20 protein-coding genes are annotated in these 23260 nt (G+C 72.1%); 12 read left to right on the top strand and 8 right to left on the bottom strand.

Annotated elements, in window-relative coordinates:
* The 7 genes from ASH01_RS11925 to valS form a co-directional block, all read right to left on the bottom strand.
* On the bottom strand, positions 1 to 639 hold the full coding sequence (locus ASH01_RS11925; RefSeq protein WP_235508768.1) for a TetR/AcrR family transcriptional regulator: 639 nt from the start codon (positions 637 to 639) through the stop codon (positions 1 to 3).
* Positions 640 to 781: 142 nt separating this feature from the next.
* The gene (locus ASH01_RS11930) at positions 782 to 1402 is read right to left on the bottom strand and encodes a hypothetical protein (protein ID WP_235509601.1); all 621 of its coding nucleotides are present in this window, start codon (positions 1400 to 1402) and stop codon (positions 782 to 784) included.
* Positions 1403 to 1404: 2 nt separating this feature from the next.
* Positions 1405 to 2718, bottom strand: coding sequence for a DUF58 domain-containing protein (locus ASH01_RS11935; RefSeq protein WP_056775951.1), 1314 nt, complete (start codon positions 2716 to 2718; stop codon positions 1405 to 1407).
* Positions 2719 to 2723: 5 nt separating this feature from the next.
* Entirely contained in the window at positions 2724 to 3740 is a 1017-nt protein-coding gene (locus ASH01_RS11940) for an AAA family ATPase (RefSeq protein WP_056775958.1), read from the bottom strand.
* Positions 3741 to 3743: 3 nt separating this feature from the next.
* A complete protein-coding gene (locus ASH01_RS11945) occupies positions 3744 to 4397 on the bottom strand; it encodes a hypothetical protein (protein WP_056775960.1) in 654 nt (217 codons plus the stop codon).
* A complete protein-coding gene (locus ASH01_RS11950; protein ID WP_056775966.1) occupies positions 4394 to 5128 on the bottom strand; it encodes a DUF4129 domain-containing protein in 735 nt (244 codons plus the stop codon). The genes ASH01_RS11945 and ASH01_RS11950 overlap by 4 nt, the downstream gene beginning before the upstream one ends.
* 105 nt (positions 5129 to 5233) lie before the next feature.
* Entirely contained in the window at positions 5234 to 7900 is a 2667-nt protein-coding gene (gene valS, locus ASH01_RS11955; protein ID WP_056775971.1) for a valine--tRNA ligase, read from the bottom strand.
* 251 nt (positions 7901 to 8151) lie between these two features.
* Between valS and ASH01_RS11960 the strand changes: the two genes are divergently transcribed.
* From ASH01_RS11960 to ASH01_RS12015, 12 genes are all read left to right on the top strand, one after another.
* Complete coding sequence (locus ASH01_RS11960; protein ID WP_056775973.1) at positions 8152 to 8925, top strand: lysophospholipid acyltransferase family protein; 774 nt, start codon at positions 8152 to 8154, stop codon at positions 8923 to 8925.
* Between the two features lie 56 nt (positions 8926 to 8981).
* Positions 8982 to 9755 carry a TIGR03936 family radical SAM-associated protein gene (locus tag ASH01_RS11965; protein ID WP_056775975.1) on the top strand — a complete coding sequence of 258 codons (774 nt, stop codon included), beginning with the start codon at positions 8982 to 8984 and terminating at the stop codon, positions 9753 to 9755.
* 209 nt (positions 9756 to 9964) lie between these two features.
* On the top strand, positions 9965 to 13255 hold the full coding sequence (locus ASH01_RS11970; protein WP_056777625.1) for an Rne/Rng family ribonuclease: 3291 nt from the start codon (positions 9965 to 9967) through the stop codon (positions 13253 to 13255).
* A 125-nt stretch (positions 13256 to 13380) separates the two neighbouring features.
* Entirely contained in the window at positions 13381 to 13689 is a 309-nt protein-coding gene (gene rplU, locus ASH01_RS11975) for a 50S ribosomal protein L21 (RefSeq protein WP_028785644.1), read from the top strand.
* A gap of 39 nt (positions 13690 to 13728) precedes the next feature.
* Complete coding sequence (gene rpmA / locus ASH01_RS11980; protein WP_056775979.1) at positions 13729 to 13998, top strand: 50S ribosomal protein L27; 270 nt, start codon at positions 13729 to 13731, stop codon at positions 13996 to 13998.
* Between the two features lie 131 nt (positions 13999 to 14129).
* Entirely contained in the window at positions 14130 to 15662 is a 1533-nt protein-coding gene (obgE, locus tag ASH01_RS11985) for a GTPase ObgE (RefSeq protein ID WP_056775981.1), read from the top strand.
* A 108-nt stretch (positions 15663 to 15770) separates the two neighbouring features.
* On the top strand, positions 15771 to 16895 hold the full coding sequence (locus ASH01_RS11990; RefSeq protein WP_056777628.1) for a sensor histidine kinase: 1125 nt from the start codon (positions 15771 to 15773) through the stop codon (positions 16893 to 16895).
* Positions 16892 to 17665 (top strand): LytR/AlgR family response regulator transcription factor, encoded by a 774-nt coding sequence (locus ASH01_RS11995; protein WP_056775983.1) that lies wholly within the window; start codon positions 16892 to 16894, stop codon positions 17663 to 17665. Before ASH01_RS11990 ends, ASH01_RS11995 begins: the two co-directional genes overlap by 4 nt.
* The gene (locus ASH01_RS12000; protein ID WP_056775985.1) at positions 17662 to 18039 is read left to right on the top strand and encodes a hypothetical protein; all 378 of its coding nucleotides are present in this window, start codon (positions 17662 to 17664) and stop codon (positions 18037 to 18039) included. Before ASH01_RS11995 ends, ASH01_RS12000 begins: the two co-directional genes overlap by 4 nt.
* Before the next feature lie 16 nt (positions 18040 to 18055).
* The gene (locus ASH01_RS12005) at positions 18056 to 19687 is read left to right on the top strand and encodes a sodium/solute symporter (protein ID WP_056775987.1); all 1632 of its coding nucleotides are present in this window, start codon (positions 18056 to 18058) and stop codon (positions 19685 to 19687) included.
* Between the two features lie 273 nt (positions 19688 to 19960).
* Entirely contained in the window at positions 19961 to 20248 is a 288-nt protein-coding gene (locus ASH01_RS12010) for a DUF485 domain-containing protein (RefSeq protein ID WP_200959197.1), read from the top strand.
* Positions 20245 to 21891 (top strand): solute symporter family protein, encoded by a 1647-nt coding sequence (locus ASH01_RS12015; protein ID WP_056775991.1) that lies wholly within the window; start codon positions 20245 to 20247, stop codon positions 21889 to 21891. The genes ASH01_RS12010 and ASH01_RS12015 overlap by 4 nt, the downstream gene beginning before the upstream one ends.
* Before the next feature lie 250 nt (positions 21892 to 22141).
* Here ASH01_RS12015 and proB read toward each other — a convergent pair whose 3' ends face one another.
* The gene (proB, locus tag ASH01_RS12020) at positions 22142 to 23254 is read right to left on the bottom strand and encodes a glutamate 5-kinase (protein WP_056775994.1); all 1113 of its coding nucleotides are present in this window, start codon (positions 23252 to 23254) and stop codon (positions 22142 to 22144) included.
* Positions 23255 to 23260 lie beyond the last annotated feature (6 nt).

The following is a 23260-nucleotide window of genomic DNA, read 5'->3' on the forward strand; positions in this document are numbered from 1 at the left end:
TCAGCGAGTGCTGGGCGCGGGCGCGAGGGTGGCGGCGCAGGCCGGGAGGACGACGCTGTCCACGAACTCGGCGATGCGGTCCGGCCCGGGTCGACGTCCGGAGAGCAGTGCCTCATGGATCGACAGGGACGGGAGGATCATCAGCAGGGTGTCGAGGTCGGCGTCGGCGCCGACCTCACCGCGCTCTCGGGCGTGCTCGAAGATGGTGCGGGTGGCCTCGATCTTCGGGGCCAGGAACCGCTCGTGGATGCCGCGCGCCAGCTCTGGCTCGCGGTGGATGACGGGGAGCAGCGCCCCCCACGTGCCGATGACGACCTCGTCGTCGAGGCCTCCGTCGGCGCAGGCCTGGGCGAGCAGGTCGCCGCGCAGGCTCCCGGTGTGGGGGTCCTGCTCGGCGGGGCAGTCGATGAAGAGCCCGACGGCGTCGATGACGAGGTCGCGCTTGTGCGGCCAGCGTCGGTAGAGCGTCGCCTTGGACGCTCGTGCGGCCGTGGCTACGGCGTCGAACGTGAGCCGGTCGTAGCCGCTCTCGCGCAGGACGTCGATCGCGGCCTCGAGGATCTCGACCTCGCGGTCGCCGGCGACACGCGGACGGCTCGCGTGTGCGGCGTCCGTCGTGCTCGCGCTGGTCGTGCTCATGCTCACCCCGGTCCCACCCCGATGAAACGAAACTGTTTCGTTTCATCAAAGAGTAGATCGGGACGGGCCTGTTGGCAAACCACGTGTCGAGCCTTCGGTGCGTCGACCTGGCCGGCCGTCCCGCCCCGACGGACGGAACGGCTCAGACCCGCTCGACTGGCGGGCTCGTGCGCACGAACCACAGGCCGGCGGCCACCCCGCCGAGCCCGATGACGTATGCCGCCGGGACGAGTCCCGGCGAACGTCCGGCGAGCAGCCCCGCGAGGATGGCGACGGGCACGGCCGCCGCGAAGGCGAGGGCCGTGTGGCGTACCCAGCGACGGCTGGTGGCGGCCGTGAACGACCCGGCCGGTGGTGACGACGCGGAGAGCGCGGTCGCCGCATGGCCGACGACGCAGCCGGCGGCGGCCGGCAGCGACCACCACGAGAAGCTCCCCGCCGGGGTCAGCGTGAACCACCCGTAGAGCAGCAGGGTCCAGTAGACGGCAGGAGCCGCCGAGCCGGCCCAGGCCATCGTGACCAGCGGCAGCAGCACGAGCGCCCACCAGAGGGAGTCGAACCCGCCGACCGCGAGGGAGAGGCTCGCGAGGTAGACGGCGACACCGCCCATCGCCGCGCCGGTCGCGCCGAGCTGGCTCAGCGACCACTCGGGTCCGGCGCCGAACCGCACGGTCCGGCGCAGCCGGACGCGGCGGGCCACCGACGGCGGACGCGTCGACCGCAGCCGGTCCTCGGGCAGCGGGTCCTCAGCAGGCGCGCGCACGGTCACCGCCTCGCCATCCGTGGTGCCGACGCCCGGCGCGCGATGTCGCGGAGGACCTGGTCGAGGGAGCCGGCGCCCCGCCAGGGCACGACCGGGACACCGCGCAGCCGGAGGTTGTGCACCTCGGCGTCGCGCGACAGCAGCCGGATCCGCCAGGCCAACGCCTGGTAGACGCTCGACGGGTCGGCGACGAGGTGGTCGGGGAACGTGTCGACGACGACGACGGTCATGCCGCGCGCCGCCAGCGTGTGGGCCAGCGTCACCATCGTCGGGTCGATGAGCGGTGAGAGGACGAGGCACAGGGCGTTGGGGTCGACGCCGCGGATCGCGTGCTCGCCGGTGTCGCGTCGCTCGGTGGCCGGCGAGATCGCGGCGAGCGTGTCGAGCACGCGCCGGAGGTGGTTCGTGCCGGAGCCGACGCCGAGGGTCGGGACCTCGGCCGCGCCGACGGTGCGCAGGGTCAGCCGGTCGTTGCTCCGGAGGAAGTGCTCGCTGATCGCGCCGGCGGCCCGCACCGTGACGTCGAGGCTCGTCGGGCGTCCGTCGATGCCCTCGCGAGGGCCGACGTCGCTGAAGCAGTCGACGAGCAGGAAGACGTGGGCGTCCTCGTCGGTGAACGTCGACGTGACGTGCAGGGCCCCCGTCCGCATCGAGACGGGCCAGTGGATCCGCCGCAGCCGGTCACCCGGGTGGAAGCGGCGGATGGTGTTGAACTCCGAGCCGGACCCGGGCCGGTTCGACCGGTTCAGCCCGACGATGCCGCGGGGGTGCGGTGTCGGGGCGCTCGCGTCGAAGGAAGCCGGCACGGGGAGGGTGGCGGAGTCGAGGTCGGGCAGGTCGACGGGGCCGGCGCGGAAGGCTCCCCACGTGCTGACGAGCGCGACGCTGACGGTGCCGACGCGACGTCGTCCCCAGCGCGTGGACCGCAGCCCGAGCGTCGCGGCCCCGTCCTCGAGCTCGGCGATCCCGCTCGACGGCTTGCGCTCGACCCACGGGGCCTGGGCCAGGGTGACGACGCCGTGGACGTCGTGCAGGGCCGGCTCGGTGGTCACGTAGACCCCGGTCGCCGACCCCTCGCGCAGCGTCGAGTCGCCGAGTCGCGCCGTCGCGGTCACCTCGGTGCGTGGCCGCGCGAGGTGGCCCCACAGCGCAGCGACGACGAGCGGCGCCACGATGACGAGCAGGTCGGCCCGGCGACCGACGACGGCGACGATCGCGCCGCCGGCGGCGAGGAGGATCGCCCGCTGGTGGGCAGCGGTCGGCTCCCACCCGCCGAGTCGGCGCGTGGCTGTCCGGTGGGGGCGCCAGGGCTGCACGGCTCTCAGCCGCCAGCCGCCGGGCCCGCTGACGAGTCGGCGACCGGTCCCGGTGCCAGGTGCTCCCGGGCCGACGGGGTCGCGACCGTCCGAAGGAGGCTCTCGACGATGCTGCGCCCCGACGCGTTGCTCATCCACAGCTCGGGCTTGACGGTGATGCGGTGCGCGAGGACCGGCACGGCCACGGCCTTGACGTCCTCGGGGGTCACGTAGTCGCGACCGTCGACGACGGCATACGCCCGGGCGCACAGGAGCAGGCCGAGCGCGCCACGGGGAGAGGCGCCCATGAGGACGTCGGCGTGGGTGCGGCTGGCTGCGGTCAGTGCGACGCAGTAGCGCCCGACCGACTCGTCGACGGCCGTCGCCTCGATGGCCGCCTGCATGGCGAGCAGCTGCTCCGCGTCGACGATGCGGCGCAGCTCCTGCTCCTCGCGCTGGCGGGCCATCCGGTTCGAGAGGATCTCCCACTCCTCGTCGAGGGTCGGGTAGCCGAACGAGATGCGCATGAGGAAGCGGTCGAGCTGCGCCTCCGGGAGCGGGTAGGTCCCTTCGTACTCAACGGGATTCGCGGTCGCGAGGACGTGGAAGGGGCGGGGCAGCTGGAAGGTGCGGCCCTCGACCGTCACCTGCTTCTCCTGCATCGCCTCGAGGAGCGCCGCCTGGGTCTTCGGCGGCGTCCGGTTGATCTCGTCGGCGAGGAGCAGTCCGGCGAAGAGGGGCCCCGCGCGGAACTCGAACTCGCCCGACCGCTGGTCGTAGATGAACGAGCCGGTGATGTCTCCGGGCAGCAGGTCGGGCGTGAACTGGGCCCGCTTGAAGTCGAGCCCCAGGGTCTGGGCGAAGCTGCGTGCCGCCAGCGTCTTGCCGAGGCCGGGGAAGTCCTCCATGAGGACGTGCCCGCCGGCGAGGATGCCGGACAGGACGAGCCGCAGCGACTCGCGCTTGCCGACGACCGCCCGGTCGACCTCGTCGAGGACGGCACCGCTCAGCTCACTGACCCGGGTCAGGTTCATCTCGGTCATGCGCTACCACTGCTCGATTCGTCGGAGGATGGGGTCGAGGCGCTGGGGACGGTACAGGTCGGCTGGGGGCAGGCCGACGAGCAGGTCCCACAGCTCGGGTGGCGTCACACCCTGGGCCCACTTCGGCTCCTCCTCGGCGACGATGCCGTGCCGGGCGTAGAGCCGTTCGCGGATGAGCACCTGCAGCTGCAGGTGCAGGTCGTGCACGACGCTCTCGCGCCCCTCGCGGCGGGTGTTGGCCGCCTCGAGCCGTCCCGCCAGGTTGGTGACGCGGAAGTCGTTGCCGCGCGAGTGCCCGCCGAGGTCGCCGTCGACGAGGGGCCAGACCGTCAGGTGCTGCGGCGCGGTGTGGTCGATGAGGTGCCAGACGAGCAGCGCGGCGGCGAGCAGGATCACGAGGAGCACGGGCACGTCCGGTGCGAGACCGAGCCCCGCCGTGAGTGCCGCCAGGACCACCCACGTCAGGAACAGGCCGACGAGTCGACGACGCCACGGGCGCAGCGCCAGGGCGATCTCCCGGGTCCGCGAGGGCGCCCGGCGGACCGCGCCGCGGGGGAGTGGCCGTCCGGCCGACGCCGCTGCCCGCTCGCGCGCCTCGCGCGCCTCGCGCGCCTCGCGCCGGGTCCGAGGAGGTATGCCGTCCGGCTGGCTGCTCACGACGACTCCTCCCGCGCGGCCGCCGACGCGCCACGCTCGGCAGCCTGCCGCGAAGCCACCTGCTCGAGGTCGGCGATGAGGACCCGGAGGTCGGCGATCGCCCGGTCACGGTGGCTCTCGCCGAGGTCGTGGACCGAGAAGCGCGCCTCGCGGTAGAGGGCGGCGAGGTCGCCCAGCCGGGCGGAGTCGACCGGCCACACGCCGATGACGCGCTCGGTGTACTCCGTCGACGTCTCGGCGGTCAGTCGCGGCAGTCCGGTCGCGGCGGTGGAGGTCTCGAGTCCGAGCCAGGCCGCGACGATGGCGTTGCGGGGCTCGCCGCTCTCCAGGTCCCGCAGCCGGTCCCGCGCCTCCTCGAGGAGCTCGGTGGGCACGAGCGGGATCGCGAAGTCGGGCTCCTCGTGCAGCTCGAGGTGCGGGCGCCGGCGCAGCAGCGACCGGACCAGCTGCGCGAGGACGACGAGCACCACGAGGGCTGCCAGCACGAGCACGATCTGGACGAGGGCGACGAGCACGGGAGACGGGTCGAAGGGCGTCGACGTCGACGTCGACGTCGGCCGGGGCGGCGTCGCGGAGGGAGGCAGGGACGTCAGGGTCGGCAGCGGCGTGAACGTCTGCGCGTCGAGCGGGCGGGACAGCAACGGCACGGGTTGGCCCAGCGCGGCCACGACCAGAGCGGCCATGACGACGGCGCCACCCACGATGGTGACCTGAGCCCCCCGCCTCGACATGCGAGTGACCCTATGCCAGCGGGCTCGTCGACGGTCGCCGAGCCGGCCGATCGTTGCCGTCCCGATAGGTCCGGGCGGCAGACGACCGACGGGTCGCTCGGTGGGTCAGCCCTGGGCGGGCTTCTTCTCGACAGGGACGAGCTCGGCGTCACGCACCTCGACGACCTCGCCCTCGGCATACGCCAGCTCGCTGATGCGGCCGCTGGCCCGCAGGTCGGACTCGGCCGCCCGCACGTGGGCGACCGAGGCGGCGGGGGCGACGAGGGTCATGGTGCGCACCTCGGCGCGCATGCCGACCTTGGCCTCCGACTTGACCTTGCGCACGCCCGCCAGCGCCGACCCCACCGATGCGAGGAGCGCGGGCTCGCCACCGGAGGGCAGCTCGTCACGGGTCGGCCAGGACTGGCGGTGCACGGAGCCCTCGCCGAACCACGACCAGACCTCGGCCGTGGCGTAGGGGAGGAACGGTGCGAGCAGGCGCAGCAGCGTCTCGAGGGCGAGGCGCAGCGCGGCACGGGCGCTCGCGGCGGCCTCGTCGCCCTGACCGCCGTAGGCGCGGTCCTTGACGAGCTCGAGGTAGTCGTCGCAGAACGTCCAGAAGAAGGTCTCCGTGGCCTCGAGCGAGCGGGTGTAGTCCCAGCCCTCGAAACCCTGGGTCGCCTTGTCGACGACGTCGGCGAGGGCCGCGAGCATCGAGAGGTCGAGGGGGTGGGTCACGGCGGCACGAAGGTCGCCGTCGACGTCACCGAAGCCGAGGGCGAACTTGCTCGCGTTGAGCACCTTGATGGCGAGCCGGCGCCCGACCTTCATCTGGCCGGTGTCGTAGGCGGCGTCGGTGCCGAGGCGACCCGAGGCCGCCCAGTAGCGCACCGCGTCGGCGCCGTTGGCCTTGACGACGTCCTCGGGCGTCTCGGCGTTGCCCTTGGACTTGCTCATCTTCTTGCGGTCGGGGTCGAGGATCCAGCCGCTGATCGCGGCGTGCCTCCACGGCGCCACGCCGTGCTCGAAGTACGAGCGCGTCACCGTGGCGAAGAGCCAGGTGCGGATGATGTCGTGCCCCTGGGGACGCAGGTCGTAGGGGAAGATGCTCGCGAAGAGCGCCTCGTCCGACCCGAGCCGGTCGCCGTCGGCGGCGCCCTCGCGGACCGGCCAGCCGGCGGCGATCTGCGGCGTCAGCGACGACGTGGCCCACGTGTCCATGATGTCGGGGTCGGCGACGAAGCCACCCGCCTGGCCGCGCTGGGACTCCTCGTAGCCCTCGGGCACGTCGATCTGCGGGTCGACGGGAAGCGCCGAGGCGGGCGGTGTCAGCGGGTGGTCGTGGTCGACCTCACCCGCGACGTCGACGGGGTACCAGACCGGGAACGGCACGCCGAAGAAGCGCTGGCGCGAGATGAGCCAGTCGCCGTTGAGGCCCTCGACCCAGTTCTTGTAGCGCGAGCGCATGAAGGCGGGGTGGAAGTCGACCTCGTCACCCATGCCGACGAGCTTGGAGCGCAGCGCCTCCTCGCGGCCGCCGTTGCGGATGTACCACTGGCGCGAGGTGACGATCTCGAGCGGCTTGTCGCCCTTCTCGTAGAAGTTCGCCTTGCGCTGGGTCTTCTGCGGCTCGCCGTCGAGGTCGCCGGACTCGCGCAGCGCGGCCACGACGGCCTCGCGGGCGCTGAACGTCGTCTTCGTCGCGAGCGACTCGGCGTAGAGGGCCTCGCCCGGGCCGCCGGCGAGCCACTCGGGCGTCTCGGCCTGGAGGCGGCCGTTGCGGGTGATGAGCGACCGGATCGGCAGCTGCAGCTCGCGCCACCACATGACGTCGGTGAGGTCGCCGAAGGTGCAGCACATGGCGATGCCGGCGCCCTTGTCCATCTCGGCGGCGCGGTGCGCGACCACCGGCACCTCGACGCCGAAGAGCGGCGAGGTGACCGTCGTGCCGAAGAGCGACTGGTAGCGCTCGTCGTCGGGGTGCGCGATGAGGGCCACGACCGACGGGATGAGCTCGGGTCGGGTCGTCTCGATGAAGACCGGCTCGCCGCCGTCCCGGTGGAAGGCGACCCGGTGGTACGCGCCGGGGTAGTCGCGCGCCTCGAGCTCGGCCTGCGCCACGGCGGTCTGGAACGTCACGTCCCAGAGGCCCGGGGCCTCGCTCTGGTAGGCCTCGCCGCGCTCGAGGTTGTGCAGGAAGGCCTGCTGCGCCACGGCGCGCGAGCGCTCGTCGATGGTGCGGTAGGAGATGTCCCAGTCGAGGCTGAAGCCGAGGCGACGGAAGAGCGACTCGAAGGTCACCTCGTCCTTGACGGTGAGGACGTCACACAGCTCGATGAAGTTCTTGCGGCTGATCGGGCGCTGGTCGGCGGGCTTGATGGCCTTGCCCTTGGCGTCGACGCCCTCCTCGAAGGGCGGCATGAAGCCCTCCTCGTAGGGCAGGCTCGCGTCGCCGCGCACGCCGTAGTAGTTCTGGACCCGGCGCTCGGTCGGCAGGCCGTTGTCGTCCCAGCCGATGGGGTAGAAGACCTCGAGGCCCTGCATCCGCTTGTAGCGGGCCATGCAGTCGGTGTGGGTGTAGCTGAAGACGTGGCCGACGTGCAGGCTGCCGCTCGCCGTGGGCGGCGGGGTGTCGATGGCGAAGACCTGGTCGCGGGGGAGCGCGAGGGCCTTCTCGCGGTCGAAGGCGTAGGTGCCCTCGTCGGCCCATACCTGCATCCACTTCTCCTCGAGCCCGTCGAGCGTGGGTCGCTCGGGGATCCGCGAGGTCGTGGGTGCAGGTGTGTCAGTCATGCGCCCAATCCTTCCATGCGCGCCGGGGTGCCCTCGACCGGCTTTCCCCCGGCCGACCGGCACGGTCGGACCACGCGCGTATGCCGTCCGTCGGTCCGCGCGCCACCGCAGCGGGTCGGCACGTCAAGAGTCGCGACCGGCGTGGCGTGCGTCACGGCCGCGCTCGCGATCACGGTCATCCCGTGTTCGTCGGCAGGGGCGATCGGCCCATCGGCGTGCCGAAGCGGAGCGGCGCAGGGCAGAGTGTCCCCATGGAGCCCGTCTACTCGTCCGTCATCGGTTTCGCCCGCGGGGTGTTCGCGATGCAGGGGCTGAAGTTCACCGTCCTCGGCGACGACAACGTCCCGCGCACCGGGGGAGCGGTGATGACGATCAACCACACCGGCTACATGGATTTCGCCTACGCCGGGCTCGCCGCCCAGAAGTCCGACCGCCTCGTGCGGTTCATGGCCAAGGACGGTGTCTTCTCGCACGCCGTCAGCGGTCCGCTGATGCGCGGCATGAAGCACATCCCGGTGGACCGGACCGCGGGAGCGGCGTCGTACGCCACCGCCGTCGACGCGCTCCGCGCCGGAGAGATCGTCGGCGTCTTCCCGGAGGCGACGATCTCGCGCTCGTTCGAGCTCAAGGAGTTCAAGACCGGTGCGGCCCGGATGGCGGTCGAGGCCGGTGTCCCGATCCTGCCCGTCGTGATCTGGGGCTCGCAGCGGGTCTGGACCAAGGGCCACCCGAAGCGGCTCGGCCGCACCAACGTCCCGATCCTCATCAACGTCGGGGAGCCGATCGCCGTCGCGCCCGATGCCGACCCCGTGGCCGTGACCGAGCAGTACAAGGCCGTCATGGCCGACCTGCTCGCGGTCGCCCGGGCGGCCTACGAGCCCCTGACGGGCCCCGACCTCAAGTTCCTCCCCGCGAGCATGGGCGGCACCGCGCCGACGCTCGCCGAGGCGACCCGCCTCGACGAGGCCGACACGCTGGAGCGGCAGCGACGCGCCGACGAGCAGCGGGGGTTCCCGACCGAGTGAGCCGGTCCGGGGTGAGGACGTTCGGGGCGACGACCCGACGCCGGTAGCCTTCCGGCATGGCTCGTCAGGCACGTCAGCGCGTCCCCGAGGGTCCGGCTCCGGACCCCGCGGTCCAGAAGCTCCGGATCCGCTACACGAAGCGGGGCCGGCTGCGGTTCACCTCGAGCCGCGACTTCCAGCGCGCGCTCGAGCGCGCGCTGCGCCGGGCGGACGTGCCGATGGCGTTCTCGGCCGGCTTCCACCCGCACCCGAAGATCAGCTACGCCAACGCCGCGGCCACCGGCACCGGCAGCGAGGCGGAGTACTTCGAGATCTCGGTGACCCAGCGCGTCGAGCCCGAGTCGGTCCGCGCCGCGCTCGACGAGGCCCTGCCCGAGGGGATCGACATCCTCCAGGTCGTCGAGGCCACCCCCGGGGCGCTCGCCGACCGTCTCGAGGCGAGCGACTGGCTGCTCGAGTTCGCCGGGGTGCCGCTCGAGGTCCTCGAGGCTGCCGTCGAGGCTCTCATGGAGCGCGACACGGCCGAGGTGACCCGGCTGACGAAGTCCGGTCCGCGCACCTTCGACGTGCGCGGCGCGATCGTGGCCGCACGCGTCCTGAGCCCGGGCGACGCGCTCGGCGACACGGTCACGACTCACGAAGTCGGGACCGACTGTGCGATACTGCGCATGGTCGTACGGCACACCACACCGGCTGTACGCCCCGACGACATTCTGACCGCGCTGCGTGAGATCGCCGACCTGCAGCCTCCGCGCCCCCCACTGGTGACGCGACTGGCGCAGGGACCGCTCGACACCGCAAACGTGCGGGTGACCGACCCGCTGGAATGACCTGCCAGGTCATGACGACGAAATGGTTGCCGACCAGGACGCCGACGGCATTCGATCACGGGGCCGCGCCCAGCGCGAACCGTTTTCGGGTGTAGCGAGACGACTTCCGTCCCGTCGCAGACGCGGCGCGACGACTGCAACCGCACTCGTGCGGTGTCGACGGCCCCGGCCGCGTGTGGGTCACACCGCACCTGACGGGAGGCTGCCTGATGGCACCCAACGACACCACCACCGGCGACGAAGCCACGCTGTTCCCCTCCGAGCAGGGCAACGAGCAGAGCACGGACGCGCCGGCGCCGCGTCGCCGCGCCACGCGTCGCACCACGAAGAAGGCCACGACGATCGTGCCCTCCGCCGAGGCTCCGGCCGAAGCTCCGGCCGACCCGACCGCTGAGGCCTCCACCGACGAGCCCGCGGTCGCCGCAGCACCCGAGGGAGTCTCCGTCGGCGACGCCCCGGCTGAGGCCGTCCCTGAGACCAAGCGTCCGGCCCGCAAGCGCGCGACGCGCAAGAAGGCGACGGTCGCCGCGCCGATCGAGCCGGCCCCCGACACCGACGGGCCGAGCCCGGTCGCCGAGGTCTCCGAGGTCTCCGAGGAGTCCGCCGAGGCCGCGCCGGCCGAGAAGGCCCCCAGGGCCGAGAGGGCACCGCGAGCCGCCCGGGCCACGAAGCGTGGATCGCGCACCAAGGCCGACCGGGCCAACGCTGCCGTCGAGGAGCTCGTCGCCGGCGCGCTCTCGGGTGACGACGCGACCACGGAGAGCCCCGCAGACGCGAGCACGGCGACCTACACGGCCGCCGACCCCGGGGCGATCGACCTTTCCGCCCTCATCGACGTCGACGCCCTCGACGAGTCCGAGGACCTCGACGACGCTGCCTCCGGCGTTGACGCCGACGACGACCGCCAGGGAGCCGTCGTCCCCAGCTTCAGCGTGCTCTTCCAGGCCCCGGACGCGAGCCAGGCCGTGCCGACGCGTCGACGCCGTGGCACGCCCCCGCCCGAGGCGGAGGAGCCGACCCCCGACGTCGAGGACGACGAGCCCACCGTCGCCGACGAGGACCAGACCGACGTCGACGAGCAGACCGACGAGCAGACCGACGAGGAGAGCAGCCCGCGTCGCTCGCGCCGCCGCCGCGGCGGCAAGGGGCGCCGGGGCCGCGCCGCCGACGACGACGACGCGCAGGACCAGCAGTCCGAGACCGACGAGCGCGACTCCCGCGACTCCCGGCGCTCGGCCGACGCTCGCGGCGAGTCCGCCGAGGGCGCGGACGACGCCGAGTCCGACGCCGACGCCGACTCCGAGGGCGACTCCGACGACGAGGGCGGCTCGAGCCGTCGTCGCCGTCGCCGCCGCCGTGCCGGCTCCGCCCCGGAGTCCGGTGACGACACCCCCAACGTCTCGACCCGCGTGCGCCAGCCGCGCAGCCAGAGCGACGAGCCGGTCGCCGTCAAGGGCTCGACCCGTCTCGAGGCCAAGAAGCAGCGCCGTCGCGAAGGGCGCGAGGCCGGGCGTCGCCGCACGATCATCACCGAGGCCGAGTTCCTCGCCCGCCGTGAGGCCGTCGACCGGGTCATGGTCGTGCGCAACAAGGAGGGGCGCACCCAGATGGGCGTGCTCGAGGACGGCGTCCTCGTCGAGCACTACATCGACCAGGCCACGAACGTCTCGATGGCCGGCAACATCTACCTCGGCCGCGTGCAGAACGTCCTGCCCTCGATGGAGGCCGCCTTCGTCGATATCGGCAAGGGCCGCAACGCCGTGCTCTACGCCGGTGAGGTCAACTGGGACGCCGCCGGCCTCGAGGCCAACCAGCCCAAGCGCATCGAGAACGCCCTCGGCTCGGGCCAGACGGTGCTCGTCCAGGTCACCAAGGACCCGATCGGCCACAAGGGCGCCCGCCTCACCTCGCAGATCTCGCTGCCGGGTCGCTACCTCGTCTACGTCCCCAACAGCTCGATGACCGGGATCAGCCGCAAGCTGCCGGACACCGAACGCGCGCGCCTCAAGAAGATCCTGCGCGACGTCGTGCCGGACTCGGCCGGCGTCATCGTGCGCACCGCGGCCGAGGGGGCCAGCGAGGAGGAGCTGCGTGCCGACGTCGAGCGACTGACGCGCACGTGGGAGGACATCCAGGCCAAGGCCGAGGCTGCGTCCACCCCCCGCGCCGGCAAGAGCAAGGGCAAGAAGAAGAACGGTGCGGCCGGGTCGGTCACCGGCGGACAGGCCCCGATGCTCCTGCACGGTGAGCCCGACCTCACGGTCCGGGTCATCCGCGACGTCTTCAACGAGGACTTCAAGCAGCTGGTCGTGGCCGGCGACCAGGCGTGGAACGAGATCCACCCGTACATCTCCTCCGTCGCGCCCGACCTCGCCGACCGCGTCACGAAGTGGACCGCCGAGGAGGATCTCTTCACGCACCACCGGGTCGACGAGCAGCTCTCCAAGGCGATGGACCGCAAGGTCTGGCTGCCGAGCGGCGGCTCCCTCGTCATCGACCGCACCGAGGCGATGACGGTCGTCGACGTCAACACCGGCAAGTTCGTCGGCTCGGGCGGCAACCTCGAGGAGACGGTCACCAAGAACAACATCGAGGCGGCCGAGGAGATCGTGCGCCAGCTCCGGCTGCGCGACATCGGCGGCATCATCGTCATCGACTTCATCGACATGGTCCTCGAGAGCAACCGCGACCTCGTCGTGCGTCGCCTGCTCGAGTGCCTCGGTCGGGACCGCACCAAGCACCAGGTCGCCGAGGTCACCTCGCTCGGCCTCGTCCAGATGACCCGCAAGCGCGTCGGGTCGGGCCTCATCGAGGTCTTCTCCGAGACGTGCGACCACTGCAACGGCCGCGGCTTCATCATCCACACCGACCCCGTCGACAAGGGCGCCCACGCGCACGAGCAGAGCCAGGGCGACAACGGCGGAGGTGGTGGCACCAGCCGTCGTCGTGGCCGCGGCCAGGGCGCCGGCCAAGCCTCGAGCCCCGGCGGCGCCCAGGGCAACGGCGGGCAGCAGGCGAGCCAGCAGTCGCAGCAGGCACCGCAGGCGGAGTCCAAGAGCAACGGCCCCACGGCCGCCCAGATCGCGGCAGCGGCCCACGCGGCCGCGCTCAAGAGCGCCTCCGGCCAGCCCGCGGGGGAGGCGGCCGCCGAGGCCGTCGCCGAGATGAGCGCCGAGGTCCACGGCGGGAAGGCCTTCCCCGAGGATGACGGCCCGTGGTCGGGAGACGACGCGCACGACGTCGACCCCGCCGACGAGCAGGCGACCCAGGGTGGCACGCACGTCGAGCTCGAGTCCGACGTCGCCGACACCACGACCGGCACCACGACCGTCTCCGACCACACCACGGACGACTTGGCGCCCGAGGCGCCCGAGGCGGCTGCCGCGGCGGCGCCCGCGACCCGAGGACGCCGTCGTCGGGGCCGCGTGGTCGCCCCGGCCGGCCCGCCGCGGGCGAGCAACGAGTCCGGCGGCGAGTCGGGCAGCACCGGCGGGGCCTGACCTCGGTTTGGAGGTGGGACCTCCCAGCCGGTAATCTTTTCCCTTGGTGCGCCCACCGGGCCCGTGTTGACGGGCCGGTGCCGAAAGCGGCGATACCAACCCTTGATGAGAGAGTGAGTTTCACTGTGTACGCGATTGTTCGCGCTGGCGGTCGCCAGGAGAAGGTGTCGGTGGGCGATGTCCTGCTCGTCGACAAGGTGACGGGTCAGCCCGGCGATGCCATCGAGCTCACGCCGCTGCTCCTCGTGGACGGGACCACGGTCACGTCCGACGCCGACAAGCTGTCCAAGGTGTCGGTGAAGGCCGAGGTCGTCAAGGCCGCCAAGGGCCCCAAGATCGTCATCATGAAGTACAAGAACAAGACCGGCTACCGCAAGCGTCAGGGCCACCGTCAGCCGCTGACCCAGGTCAAGATCACCGCCATCAACGCGTGATCCACCCGGAACCCAGAGACTCACGAGAGAAGGACTGACATGGCACACAAGAAGGGTGCGTCCTCGACCCGCAACGGTCGCGACTCGAACGCACAGTTCCTCGGCGTCAAGCGTTTCGGTGGCCAGAAGGTCAACGCGGGCGAGATCCTCGTCCGTCAGCGCGGCACGCACTTCCACCCGGGTGAGGGAGTCGGTCGCGGTGGCGACGACACGCTCTTCGCCCTCGTCGCCGGCGCCGTGAAGTTCGGCTCCAAGCGCGGCCGCAAGACGGTCAACATCGAGCAGCCGGAGACGGCCGCTGCTGAGTGATCACCTGATCACCCACTGAGTGTGTACCGGAAGGGCGGGCCCGCGTGGCCCGCCCTTCCGCCTTTCCGGGCACACCGCGTACGCAACCTGCGTATGCCGTCCGCCCACCCTGATCTGGAAGAGTGACCCCCATGGCTGTGACCTTCGTCGACCGCGTCGTGCTGCACCTCAGCGCCGGCGCCGGGGGGCACGGCGTCGCCTCCGTCAAGCGCGAGAAGTTCAAGCCGCTGGGCGGTCCTGACGGCGGCAACGGCGGGCACGGCGGCTCCGTGATCCTGCGCGTCGACCCCCAGGCGACGACCCTGCTCGACTACCACCGCCACCCGCACCGCAAGGCGGTCAACGGCCTGCCCGGTGCCGGCGACGAGAAGAACGGCGCCGACGGCGACGACCTCGTGCTGTCGGTTCCGGAAGGCACGGTCGTCAAGGACGGCGAGGGGCGCATCGTCATGGACCTCGTCGGCATGGGCACCGAGCACGTCATCGCCCGTGGCGGCCGCGGCGGTCTCGGCAACAAGGCGCTGTCGTCGGCCCGCCGCAGGGCGCCCGGCTTCGCGCTCCTCGGCGAGCCCGGTGAGGAGGTCGACGTCGTGCTCGAGCTCAAGACCCTCGCCGACGTCGCGCTCATCGGCTTCCCGAGCGCCGGCAAGTCCTCGCTCGTCTCGGTGCTGTCGGCCGCCAAGCCGAAGATCGCCGACTACCCCTTCACGACGCTCGTGCCCAACCTCGGCGTCGTCACCGCTGGCTCGGCCCGATTCACCGTCGCCGACGTCCCGGGCCTCATCCCCGGCGCGCACGAGGGCAAGGGCCTGGGCCTCGAGTTCCTGCGCCACGTCGAGCGCTGCTCGGTCCTCGTCCACGTCATCGACTGCGCGACCCTCGAGCCCGGCCGTGACCCGATGAGCGACCTCGACGTCATCGAGAACGAGCTGTCGCTCTACGTGCCCGACGCCGACCTCGGCGGCAAGCCGCTCGCCGACCGCACCCGGATCGTCGTGCTCAACAAGGCCGACGTGCCCGAGGCCCGCGAGCTGGCCGAGATGGTCAAGCCGGACCTCGAGGCGCGCGGCATCGAGGTCTTCATCGTCTCCGCGGTGGCCCACCAGGGCCTGCGCGAGCTGAGCTTCGCGATGGCCCGCCACGTCGATGCCGCCCGCGCCGAGATCGAGGCCGAGGCCGCCGTGCCGAAGCGCGTCGTGCTGCGCCCCAAGTCCGTCGACGACAAGGGCTTCAGCATCGTCAAGGAGAACGGTCCGGACGGGCCGATCTTCCGGGTCGCCGGCGAACGCCCCTATCGCTGGGTGCGCCAGACCGACTTCTCCAACGACGAGGCCGTCGGCTACCTCGCCGACCGGCTCGGCCGTCTCGGTGTCGAGGAGGAGCTCTACAAGGTCGGCGCCGTGGCCGGCGACACCGTCGTCATCGGTACCGCTGAGGACGCCGTCGTCTTCGACTGGGAGCCGACCCTGCAGGCCGGCGCCGAGCTGCTCGGCACCCGTGGCACCGACCTGCGGCTCGCGGAGTCCTCGCGGCCCACCCGTGACGAGAAGCGCGAGGCCCAGAAGGACCGCTACGCCGCCCGCGCGGCCACGCAGGAGGAGCTCGAGGCCGAGCGTCGCTCGGGCCTCTGGCACGTTGCCGCCGACGAGGGCGACGACGCCTGAGTCCACTCTCGCCCCGTCGCGGGGTGTCTTCCGCAGGGCGGTCGGGGTCGGTCCCGCGGGTCGCGAGGACGGCGCCCCCGGCGCGGGGTGACCGCCTACAGTGTCGGCATGAGCTCGTGGGGCGCGTTGCTGCGTCGCGGTCACCTCGGCACCGAGGCCGACCGGGCGACGTACCGCACCCTGCACACGGCTCTGCTGGCCTCGCCCCCGCTGCGGATGGGCCTGACGCCGGCGGCCGCCGAGCGCTCGCTCAAGCACCTCCGGTCGCTCCTCGGAGCACCGGCGGTCGCCATGACCGACACGAGCGCGTTGCTCGCATGGGAGGGCGGTCGCTCGCACCACGCCCACCAGCCCGTCGTCATCTCCACGGGGACGCTCGGCCACGGCCGGACGACCGTCGTCGACGGTGCGGACGTCGCGTGCGCCGAGCCCTCGTGCATCGTGCGCCAGGCGATCGTCGCGCCCCTCGACGTCGACGAGAAGGTCGTCGGGACGCTGCAGGTCTTCACCGGCCGTGCCTCGGCGGGTCTCGTCCGGGCCACGAACGAGGTGGCGCGCTGGGTCTCCGGACAGCTCGAGCTGGCCGAGCTCGACGCCTCGCGGACCCGGCTCATGGAGGCCGAGGTGCGCGCCCTCCGGGCGCAGATCAGCCCGCACTTCATCTACAACTCGCTGACCGCGATCGCGTCGTTCACGCGCACCGACCCCGAGCGGGCCCGGGAGCTGCTCGTCGACCTCGCCGAGTTCACCCGCTACTCCTTCCGGCGGCACGGCGAGTTCACGACCCTGGCAGAGGAGCTGCGGTCCATCGAGGCCTACCTCGTCATCGAGAAGGCCCGTTTCGGTGACCGGCTCACCGTGACGGTCCGCGTCGCGCCCGAGGTGCTCCCCGTCGTCGTGCCGTTCCTCTGTCTCCAGCCACTCGTCGAGAACGCCGTGCAGCACGGCATCGAGGGCCGGGCAGGCAGCGGTGAGATCAGCATCCTCGCGCAGGACGCCGACCACGAGTGCGTCGTGACGATCGAGGACAACGGCGTCGGCGAGGACCCAGAGCGGGTGCGCCGGGTCCTCGCGGGCGACCCGGGCAGCGACTCCGTGGGCCTCGCCAACGTCGACGAGCGCCTGCGCACCGCCTTCGGCGACGACTACGGTCTCGTCGTCGAGACGGCGCCCGGCGCCGGCACCAAGGTCGTCGTCCGGCTGCCGAAGTTCCGTCCGGGGGTGCACGTGTGACCACGACCCCGGACACCGAGCTCGCGCCCCTGCTGCGGGTGCTGGCCGTCGACGACGAGGCACCCGCCCTCGACGAGCTCACGTGGATGCTCGGCCGCCACGAGTGCGTGCGCCAAGTCGTGCCGGCCGGGTCGGGGGAGGCGGCGCTGCGCGTGCTCCACGAGGGGCAGGTCGACGCGATCTTCATGGACGTGCAGATGCCGGGCCTCAGCGGCCTCGACCTCGCGCGGGTGCTGTCGCGCTTCACGACCCAGCCCCCGATCGTCTTCGTCACCGCCCACGAGCAGCATGCGGTCGACGCGTTCGAGCTCAACGTCGTCGACTACGTCCTCAAGCCGGTGCGCGACGAGAGGCTCGACCAGGCGGTGCGCCGCGTCGTCCGGCAGATCCACGGGCGTGAGACGTCCGCGGCGACGGGCGACGAGACCATCGTCGTCGAGCTGGCCGGGGTGAGCCGGCTCGTGGCGCGTTCCGACGTCCTCTACGTCGAGGCGCAGGGCGACTACGCCCGCCTGCACACGGCGAGCGAGAGCCACCTCGTCCGGGTGCCGCTCACCACCCTCGCCGACCAGTGGCGCGAGGCGGGGTTCGTCCGCATCCACCGGTCCTCGCTCGTCGCGCTCGGCCACATCACCGAGTGGCGCACCGAGGGCGGGCGCACGACCGTCGTCGTCGGTGGCCACGAGCTCGTCGTGAGCCGGCGCCACACGCGTGCGCTGCGCGACCTGCTCGTGCGACGTGCCCAGCCGCTCGGGCGCGGTGGGTCATGACGCCCGAGGCCCCCCGAGCGCGGGTCCGCGTCACGAGTCCCCGCACGTCGGCCGCGCGCACCCGCAACGTCTCGATCGCATCCGAGATCGACGAGCAGACCCGGCTCGGCGAGGTCTACATCACCTCGCTCATGCGCAGCCAGCTCCGCCTCGCCCTCGGCGTCCTGCTCGTGCTCGCCTCGACGCTCGGGTTGCTGCCCCTGCTCTTCACGGCCGTCCCCGGCCTTGCCGGGATCGACCTGCTCGGGGTGCCGCTGCCGTGGATCCTGCTCACGGTCGTCGCGTTCGCCGAGATCATCGGCCTCGGCGCGTTCTACGTGCGGCGGTCCGAGCGCAACGAGGCCACGTTCAGCGACCTGCTCGACGGCCGGTGACCCGGGTGCGTCACCGGTGAACAACGCCGCGAGCATCGTCGCCGTCGTCCTCGTCTCGATCGCGTCCCTCGCGGTCGGCGCGTTCGGGCTGCGGCTCTCGCGAACCATGAGCGACTTCTACGTCGCCTCCCGCGGCGTCAGCCCGGTGCTCAACGCCTCGGCCATCAGCGGTGAGTACCTCTCTGCCGCATCGTTCCTCGGGGTCGCCGGGCTCATCCTCGCGCGTGGCGTCGACATGCTCTGGCTGCCGATCGGCTGGACCGCGGGCTACCTCCTGCTGCTCGTGTTCGTCGCGGCGCCCCTGCGCCGGTCGGGGGCCTACACGCTGCCCGACTTCGCCCAGCTGCGCCTCGAGTCCGTCGTCGCCCGCCGGGCGTCGAGCCTGCTCGTCGTCGCGATCGGCCTGCTCTACCTCATCCCTCAATTCCAGGGCGCGGGCCTGACGCTGCGCACCCTGACCGGGGCGCCGTCGTGGGTCGGGCAGCTCGCCGTCGCCGTCGTCGTCTGTCTCAACGTCCTCCCCGGCGGCATGCGGAGCGTCACCCTCGTGCAGGCCTTCCACTACTGGCTCAAGCTGCTCGCCCTGCTGACGCCCCTCTTCCTCCTGCTCGGCGCGGTCGGCGAACGCAGCGACGACCCCGCCGCCGGCGCGGTGTTCGTCACCGACTGGGTCGAGCCGCTCCAGGGTGACCACGCCCTCTACCTGACGTACTCCCTCGTCCTGGCGACCTTTTTCGGGACGATGGGCCTTCCCCACGTCGTCGTCCGCTTCTACACCAACCCCGACGGCCGGGCCGCGCGGCGGACGACGCTCGCGGTCCTCGTGCTCCTCTCCGGCTTCTACCTGCTGCCCGTCGTCTACGGCGTCATCGGGCGCTACGTCGCCTCCGACCTCGTCGCCGCGGGCCGCGCCGACTCGGTCGTGCTCGAGCTGCCGAGCCGGCTCTTCGACGGCCCGGTCGCAGAGGGCCTCACCGCCGTCCTCGCCGCGGGGGCGTTCGCCGCGTTCCTGTCGACGTCGACCGGCCTCGTCGTGTCGGTCGCCGGCGTCGTGAGCCAGGACCTCGTGCGCTGGGGCGCCGGGCACCGCCAGGGCATCCGCACCTTCCGCCTGACGACGGTCGCGGTCGTGGCCGGCGCGCTCGTGCTCACCGTCGTCTCGGCCGGCGTCCCCGTGGCCCACGCGGTCGAGCTGACCTTCGCGGTGGCCGCGTCGACGTTCTGCCCGATGCTCCTCCTCGGGATCTGGTGGCGGGGGCTCACCTCGCGTGGGGCGATCTCGGGCCTTGTCGTCGGGGGCGCTCTCTCGATGGGAGCGGTCGTCACGACGACGTTCGGCATCGCCACCGGTGGCTGGTTCGGCGTCGTCCTGACCCAGCCCGCGGCCGTCAGCGTGCCGTTGGCCTTCGCGACGATGGTGCTCGTGTCGCTGGCCACCCGATCGAGCACCCCGGAGCACGTCGCGCAGACGATGGTCCGGCTGCACGCCCCCGAGAACGTCGACCTCAACCGGGGCTCGTTCCACCCCGAGCGCTGGTACCGGCGGCCGCCGACCGCGGAGGGGGCGTCCGACGGGACGCAGCACCCGGCATACGGCAGCACGGGGGAGACCGTTCGTCGCCCCGGGACGACCGCTCGTCGCAGCTGATCCCGCGCACGGCGAGCCGTCTGCGCCGCTGGGCGATGCCGCCCACGCTGCGCCTGCCGGGGCACGGCGCGGGCTCCTACCTTGGCTCTCGCCGGCCCTGTGCCGGCAGCGCGGAGCGACAGGGGCGTCGACGTCACCACGGGACCGTCCGGGGGAGCGGCGGCGGCAGGACCGCGCTGAACGCCCAGCACCCAGGCACGACCCAACCGCCCCGGAGGTGGCCCAGTGAGCAAAGAGGCTCCAGAGCGCGTGGTCGACGATCCCAACGTCGCCATGCAGAACTCGCCCGAGTTCGACCAGCTGCGCAGCAAGTTCCGCAGGTTCGTCTTCCCGCTGACCGCGTTGTTCCTCGCGTGGTACTTCCTCTACGTCCTGCTGTCCGTCTTCGCGAAGGACTTCATGGGGACGCGGGTCCTCGGCAACATCACGTGGGGCCTGATCCTCGGCCTCCTCCAGTTCGTCTCGACCTTCACGATCACGATGGTCTACGCCCGCTGGGCCGACCGCGTCTTCGACCCCGAGGCCGAAGCCCTCGCCCAGAAGATGGGAGTGCAGCAGTGAGCGCGCTCCTCACCTCCGCCCCGTCCCTCGTCCCCGCGGCGACGACGGTCGGCAACCCGGCGATCAACATCGGCATCTTCGCCCTCTTCGTCGTCGTCACCCTCGCCATCGTCATCCGGGCGTCGCGCAACAACCGCAGCGCCGCGGAGTACTACGCGGGTGGACGTGCCTTCACCGGCCGTCAGAACGGCATCGCCATCGCCGGTGACTACCTGTCGGCGGCCTCGTTCCTCGGCATCGCCGGCGCCATCGCCATCAACGGCTACGACGGGTTCCTCTACTCCATCGGCTTCCTCGTGGCGTGGCTCGTCGCCCTGCTGCTCGTGGCCGAGCTGCTCCGCAACGTCGGCAAGTACACGATGGCCGACGTGCTCAGCTTCCGGCTGCGCCAGCGCCCGGTCCGCATCGCCGCGGCCATCTCGACGCTCGTCGTGTCGTTCTTCTACCTGCTCGCCCAGATGGCGGGGGCCGGTGGCCTCGTGGCCCTCCTGCTCGGCATCGAAGGGGCGGTCGGCCAGCGGCTCGTCATCGTCGTCGTCGGCATCCTCATGATCTTCTACGTCATCTTCGGCGGCATGAAGGGCACGACCTGGGTGCAGATCATCAAGGCCGTGCTGCTCATCATCGGCGCGGCGATCATGACGTTCTGGGTCCTCGCCAAGTTCGGCCTCAGCCTGTCGAACCTGCTCGGCGAGGCGACGGCCACGTCGCAGGAGGCCGGCGGCAAGGACCTGCTCCAGCCGGGTCTGCAGTACAAGAACCCCGTCGACTTCATCTCCCTGTCGATGGCGCTCGTCCTCGGCACGGCCGGCCTGCCGCACGTCCTCATGCGCTTCTACACGGTCCCGACCTCACGTGAGGCCCGTCGCTCCGTCGTCTGGGCGATCTGGCTCATCGGCATCTTCTACATCTTCACGCTCATCCTCGGCTTCGGGGCGGCCGACCTCGTCGGCGCCGCTGCCATCAAGGCCGCACCCGGTGGCGTCAACTCCGCCGCCCCGCTGCTCGCCTTCGAGCTCGGCGGCGAGATCCTGCTCGGGATCATCTCGGCGGTCGCCTTCGCGACGATCCTCGCGGTCGTCGCCGGCCTGACCATCACCGCGAGCGCCTCCCTCTCGCACGACATCTACAACACGGTCGTCAAGAAGGGCACCGCCACCCCCGAGGAGGAGGTCAAGGTCGCGCGCATCGCAGCGCTCGTCCTCGGCGCCATCGCCATCATCGGCGGCATCTTCGCCCTCGGCCAGAACATCGCCTTCCTCGTGGCGCTGGCCTTCGCCATCGCCGCGAGCGCGAACCTGCCGACGATCCTCTACTCGCTCTTCTGGAAGAGGTTCAACACCAGGGGTGCGCTGTGGAGCATCTACGGCGGCCTCATCAGCGCCATCACGCTGATCATCTTCAGCCCGGTCGTCTCCGGCAAGCCGATCGACCCGCTGACGAAGAAGAGCCCGTCGATGCTCCAGGGGGTCGACTTCCACTGGTTCCCGCTCGACAACCCGGGCATCATCTCGATCCCGCTCGGCTTCGTCCTCGGCTACATCGGGACCGTCACGAGCCGTGAGTACAACGCGGCGAAGTACGCCGAGATGGAGGTGCGCTCGCTCACCGGTCACGGCGCCGAGACCGCGACCCACCACTGAGCCGACCCTCTCTCCGCGAGCTCGCGGGAGACGGGGAGTGGCCGCGCACGCCAGGGGCGTGCGCGGCCACTCGCGCGTCCGGGGTGCGGCCACGGACAGGAGGGTCCGATGCCGCGTCCGAGCGGGCGCCTGCGCCACCGCGCGGATGGGCAGCCGACGGGTGGGGGCGTCCCCGGACCGTCGGCCGCGCCTGCACCGGCCGGCCGCTACCGCTCGGGCGGACCGTGACGGAGCGCCCTGGTGCTCGTCGTCAGATGACGACGAGGTCGTCGCGGTGGATGACCTCCCGCTCGTACTCCGGGCCGAGCTCGCGGGCGAGCTCCCTCGTCGACCGTCCCAGCAAGGACGGGAGCTCGGACGAGCTGTAGTTGACGAGACCGCGGGCGATCGCGGTGCCGTCGGGAGAGCACACGTCGACGGGGTCTCCGTCGTGGAAGGTGCCCTCGACGGCCGTGATGCCGGCGGGGAGCAGCGACTTCTTGCGCTGGACCAAGGCCGTGACGGCGCCGTCGTCGATGATGAGCCGCCCGCGCGCGGTCGTCGCGTGCTCGAGCCAGAGCCGTCTCGACCGTCCGCGGACTCCGATCGGCAGGAACAAGGTGCCGACGTCCTCGCCGGCGAGCACCTGGGTGACCCGGTCCGCGGCCGTGACCGTGGTGATCACGCCCGCGGCGGTCGCGATCCGGGCCGCCTCGATCTTCGTCGTCATGCCACCCGTCCCCACCTTCGAGCCGCTGCCCCCGATCTCGACGCCGACGAGGTCCTGCGGGCCGCGGACGACCGGGATGCGCTGGGCCCCGGGGCGGCTCGGGGGCCCGTCGTAGAGGGCGTCGACGTCGGAGAGGAGCACGAGCGCGTCGGCGTCGATGAGATGGGCGACGAGGGCGGCGAGCCGGTCGTTGTCGCCGAAGCGGATCTCGCTCGTGGCGACGGTGTCGTTCTCGTTGACGATCGGCAGCACGCCGAGGTCGAGGAGCCGCTCGAGCGTGCGTCGGGCGTTCGCGTAGTGCGTACGTCGCGTGACGTCGTCGGCAGTGAGCAGCACCTGACCGACGGTGATGTCGTGTCCGGCGAACGCCTGCGTGTAGCCGGCGAGCAGGGCGCCCTGGCCGACCGAGGCGGCTGCCTGCTGGGTCGCGAGGTCACGGGGTCGGGCGCTCAGGCCGAGCGGGTGGATGCCGGCGGCGATGGCACCGGAGCTGACGAGGACGATCTGGGTGCCGTCGAGGTGCTTGTGCGCCAAGGCGTTCGCCAGAGCCACGAGCCGGCCGTGGTCGATGCCGCCGTCGACGCCGGTCAGCGAGCTGGAGCCGACCTTGACGACGAGCCGTCGAGCGGTGCTGATGACGGAGTGGGGCGACACACCTCG

The sequence above is a fragment of the Terrabacter sp. Soil811 genome (assembly GCF_001429655.1).
Taxonomy (GTDB): domain Bacteria; phylum Actinomycetota; class Actinomycetes; order Actinomycetales; family Dermatophilaceae; genus Terrabacter.

Excerpts from the sequence above, each read along its gene's own strand:
- ASH01_RS11925 (WP_235508768.1), bottom strand. The coding sequence starts at position 639 with ATGAGCACGACCAGCGCGAGCACGACGGACGCCGCACACGCGAGCCGT.
- ASH01_RS11940 (WP_056775958.1), bottom strand. The coding sequence starts at position 3,740 with ATGACCGAGATGAACCTGACCCGGGTCAGTGAGCTGAGCGGTGCCGTC.
- ASH01_RS11950 (WP_056775966.1), bottom strand. The coding sequence starts at position 5,128 with ATGTCGAGGCGGGGGGCTCAGGTCACCATCGTGGGTGGCGCCGTCGTC.
- valS (WP_056775971.1), bottom strand. The coding sequence starts at position 7,900 with ATGACTGACACACCTGCACCCACGACCTCGCGGATCCCCGAGCGACCC.
- ASH01_RS11960 (WP_056775973.1), top strand. The coding sequence starts at position 8,152 with ATGGAGCCCGTCTACTCGTCCGTCATCGGTTTCGCCCGCGGGGTGTTC.
- ASH01_RS11965 (WP_056775975.1), top strand. The coding sequence starts at position 8,982 with ATGGCTCGTCAGGCACGTCAGCGCGTCCCCGAGGGTCCGGCTCCGGAC.
- ASH01_RS11970 (WP_056777625.1), top strand. The coding sequence starts at position 9,965 with ATGGCACCCAACGACACCACCACCGGCGACGAAGCCACGCTGTTCCCC.
- rpmA (WP_056775979.1), top strand. The coding sequence starts at position 13,729 with ATGGCACACAAGAAGGGTGCGTCCTCGACCCGCAACGGTCGCGACTCG.
- obgE (WP_056775981.1), top strand. The coding sequence starts at position 14,130 with ATGGCTGTGACCTTCGTCGACCGCGTCGTGCTGCACCTCAGCGCCGGC.
- ASH01_RS11990 (WP_056777628.1), top strand. The coding sequence starts at position 15,771 with ATGAGCTCGTGGGGCGCGTTGCTGCGTCGCGGTCACCTCGGCACCGAG.
- ASH01_RS12000 (WP_056775985.1), top strand. The coding sequence starts at position 17,662 with ATGACGCCCGAGGCCCCCCGAGCGCGGGTCCGCGTCACGAGTCCCCGC.
- ASH01_RS12010 (WP_200959197.1), top strand. The coding sequence starts at position 19,961 with ATGCAGAACTCGCCCGAGTTCGACCAGCTGCGCAGCAAGTTCCGCAGG.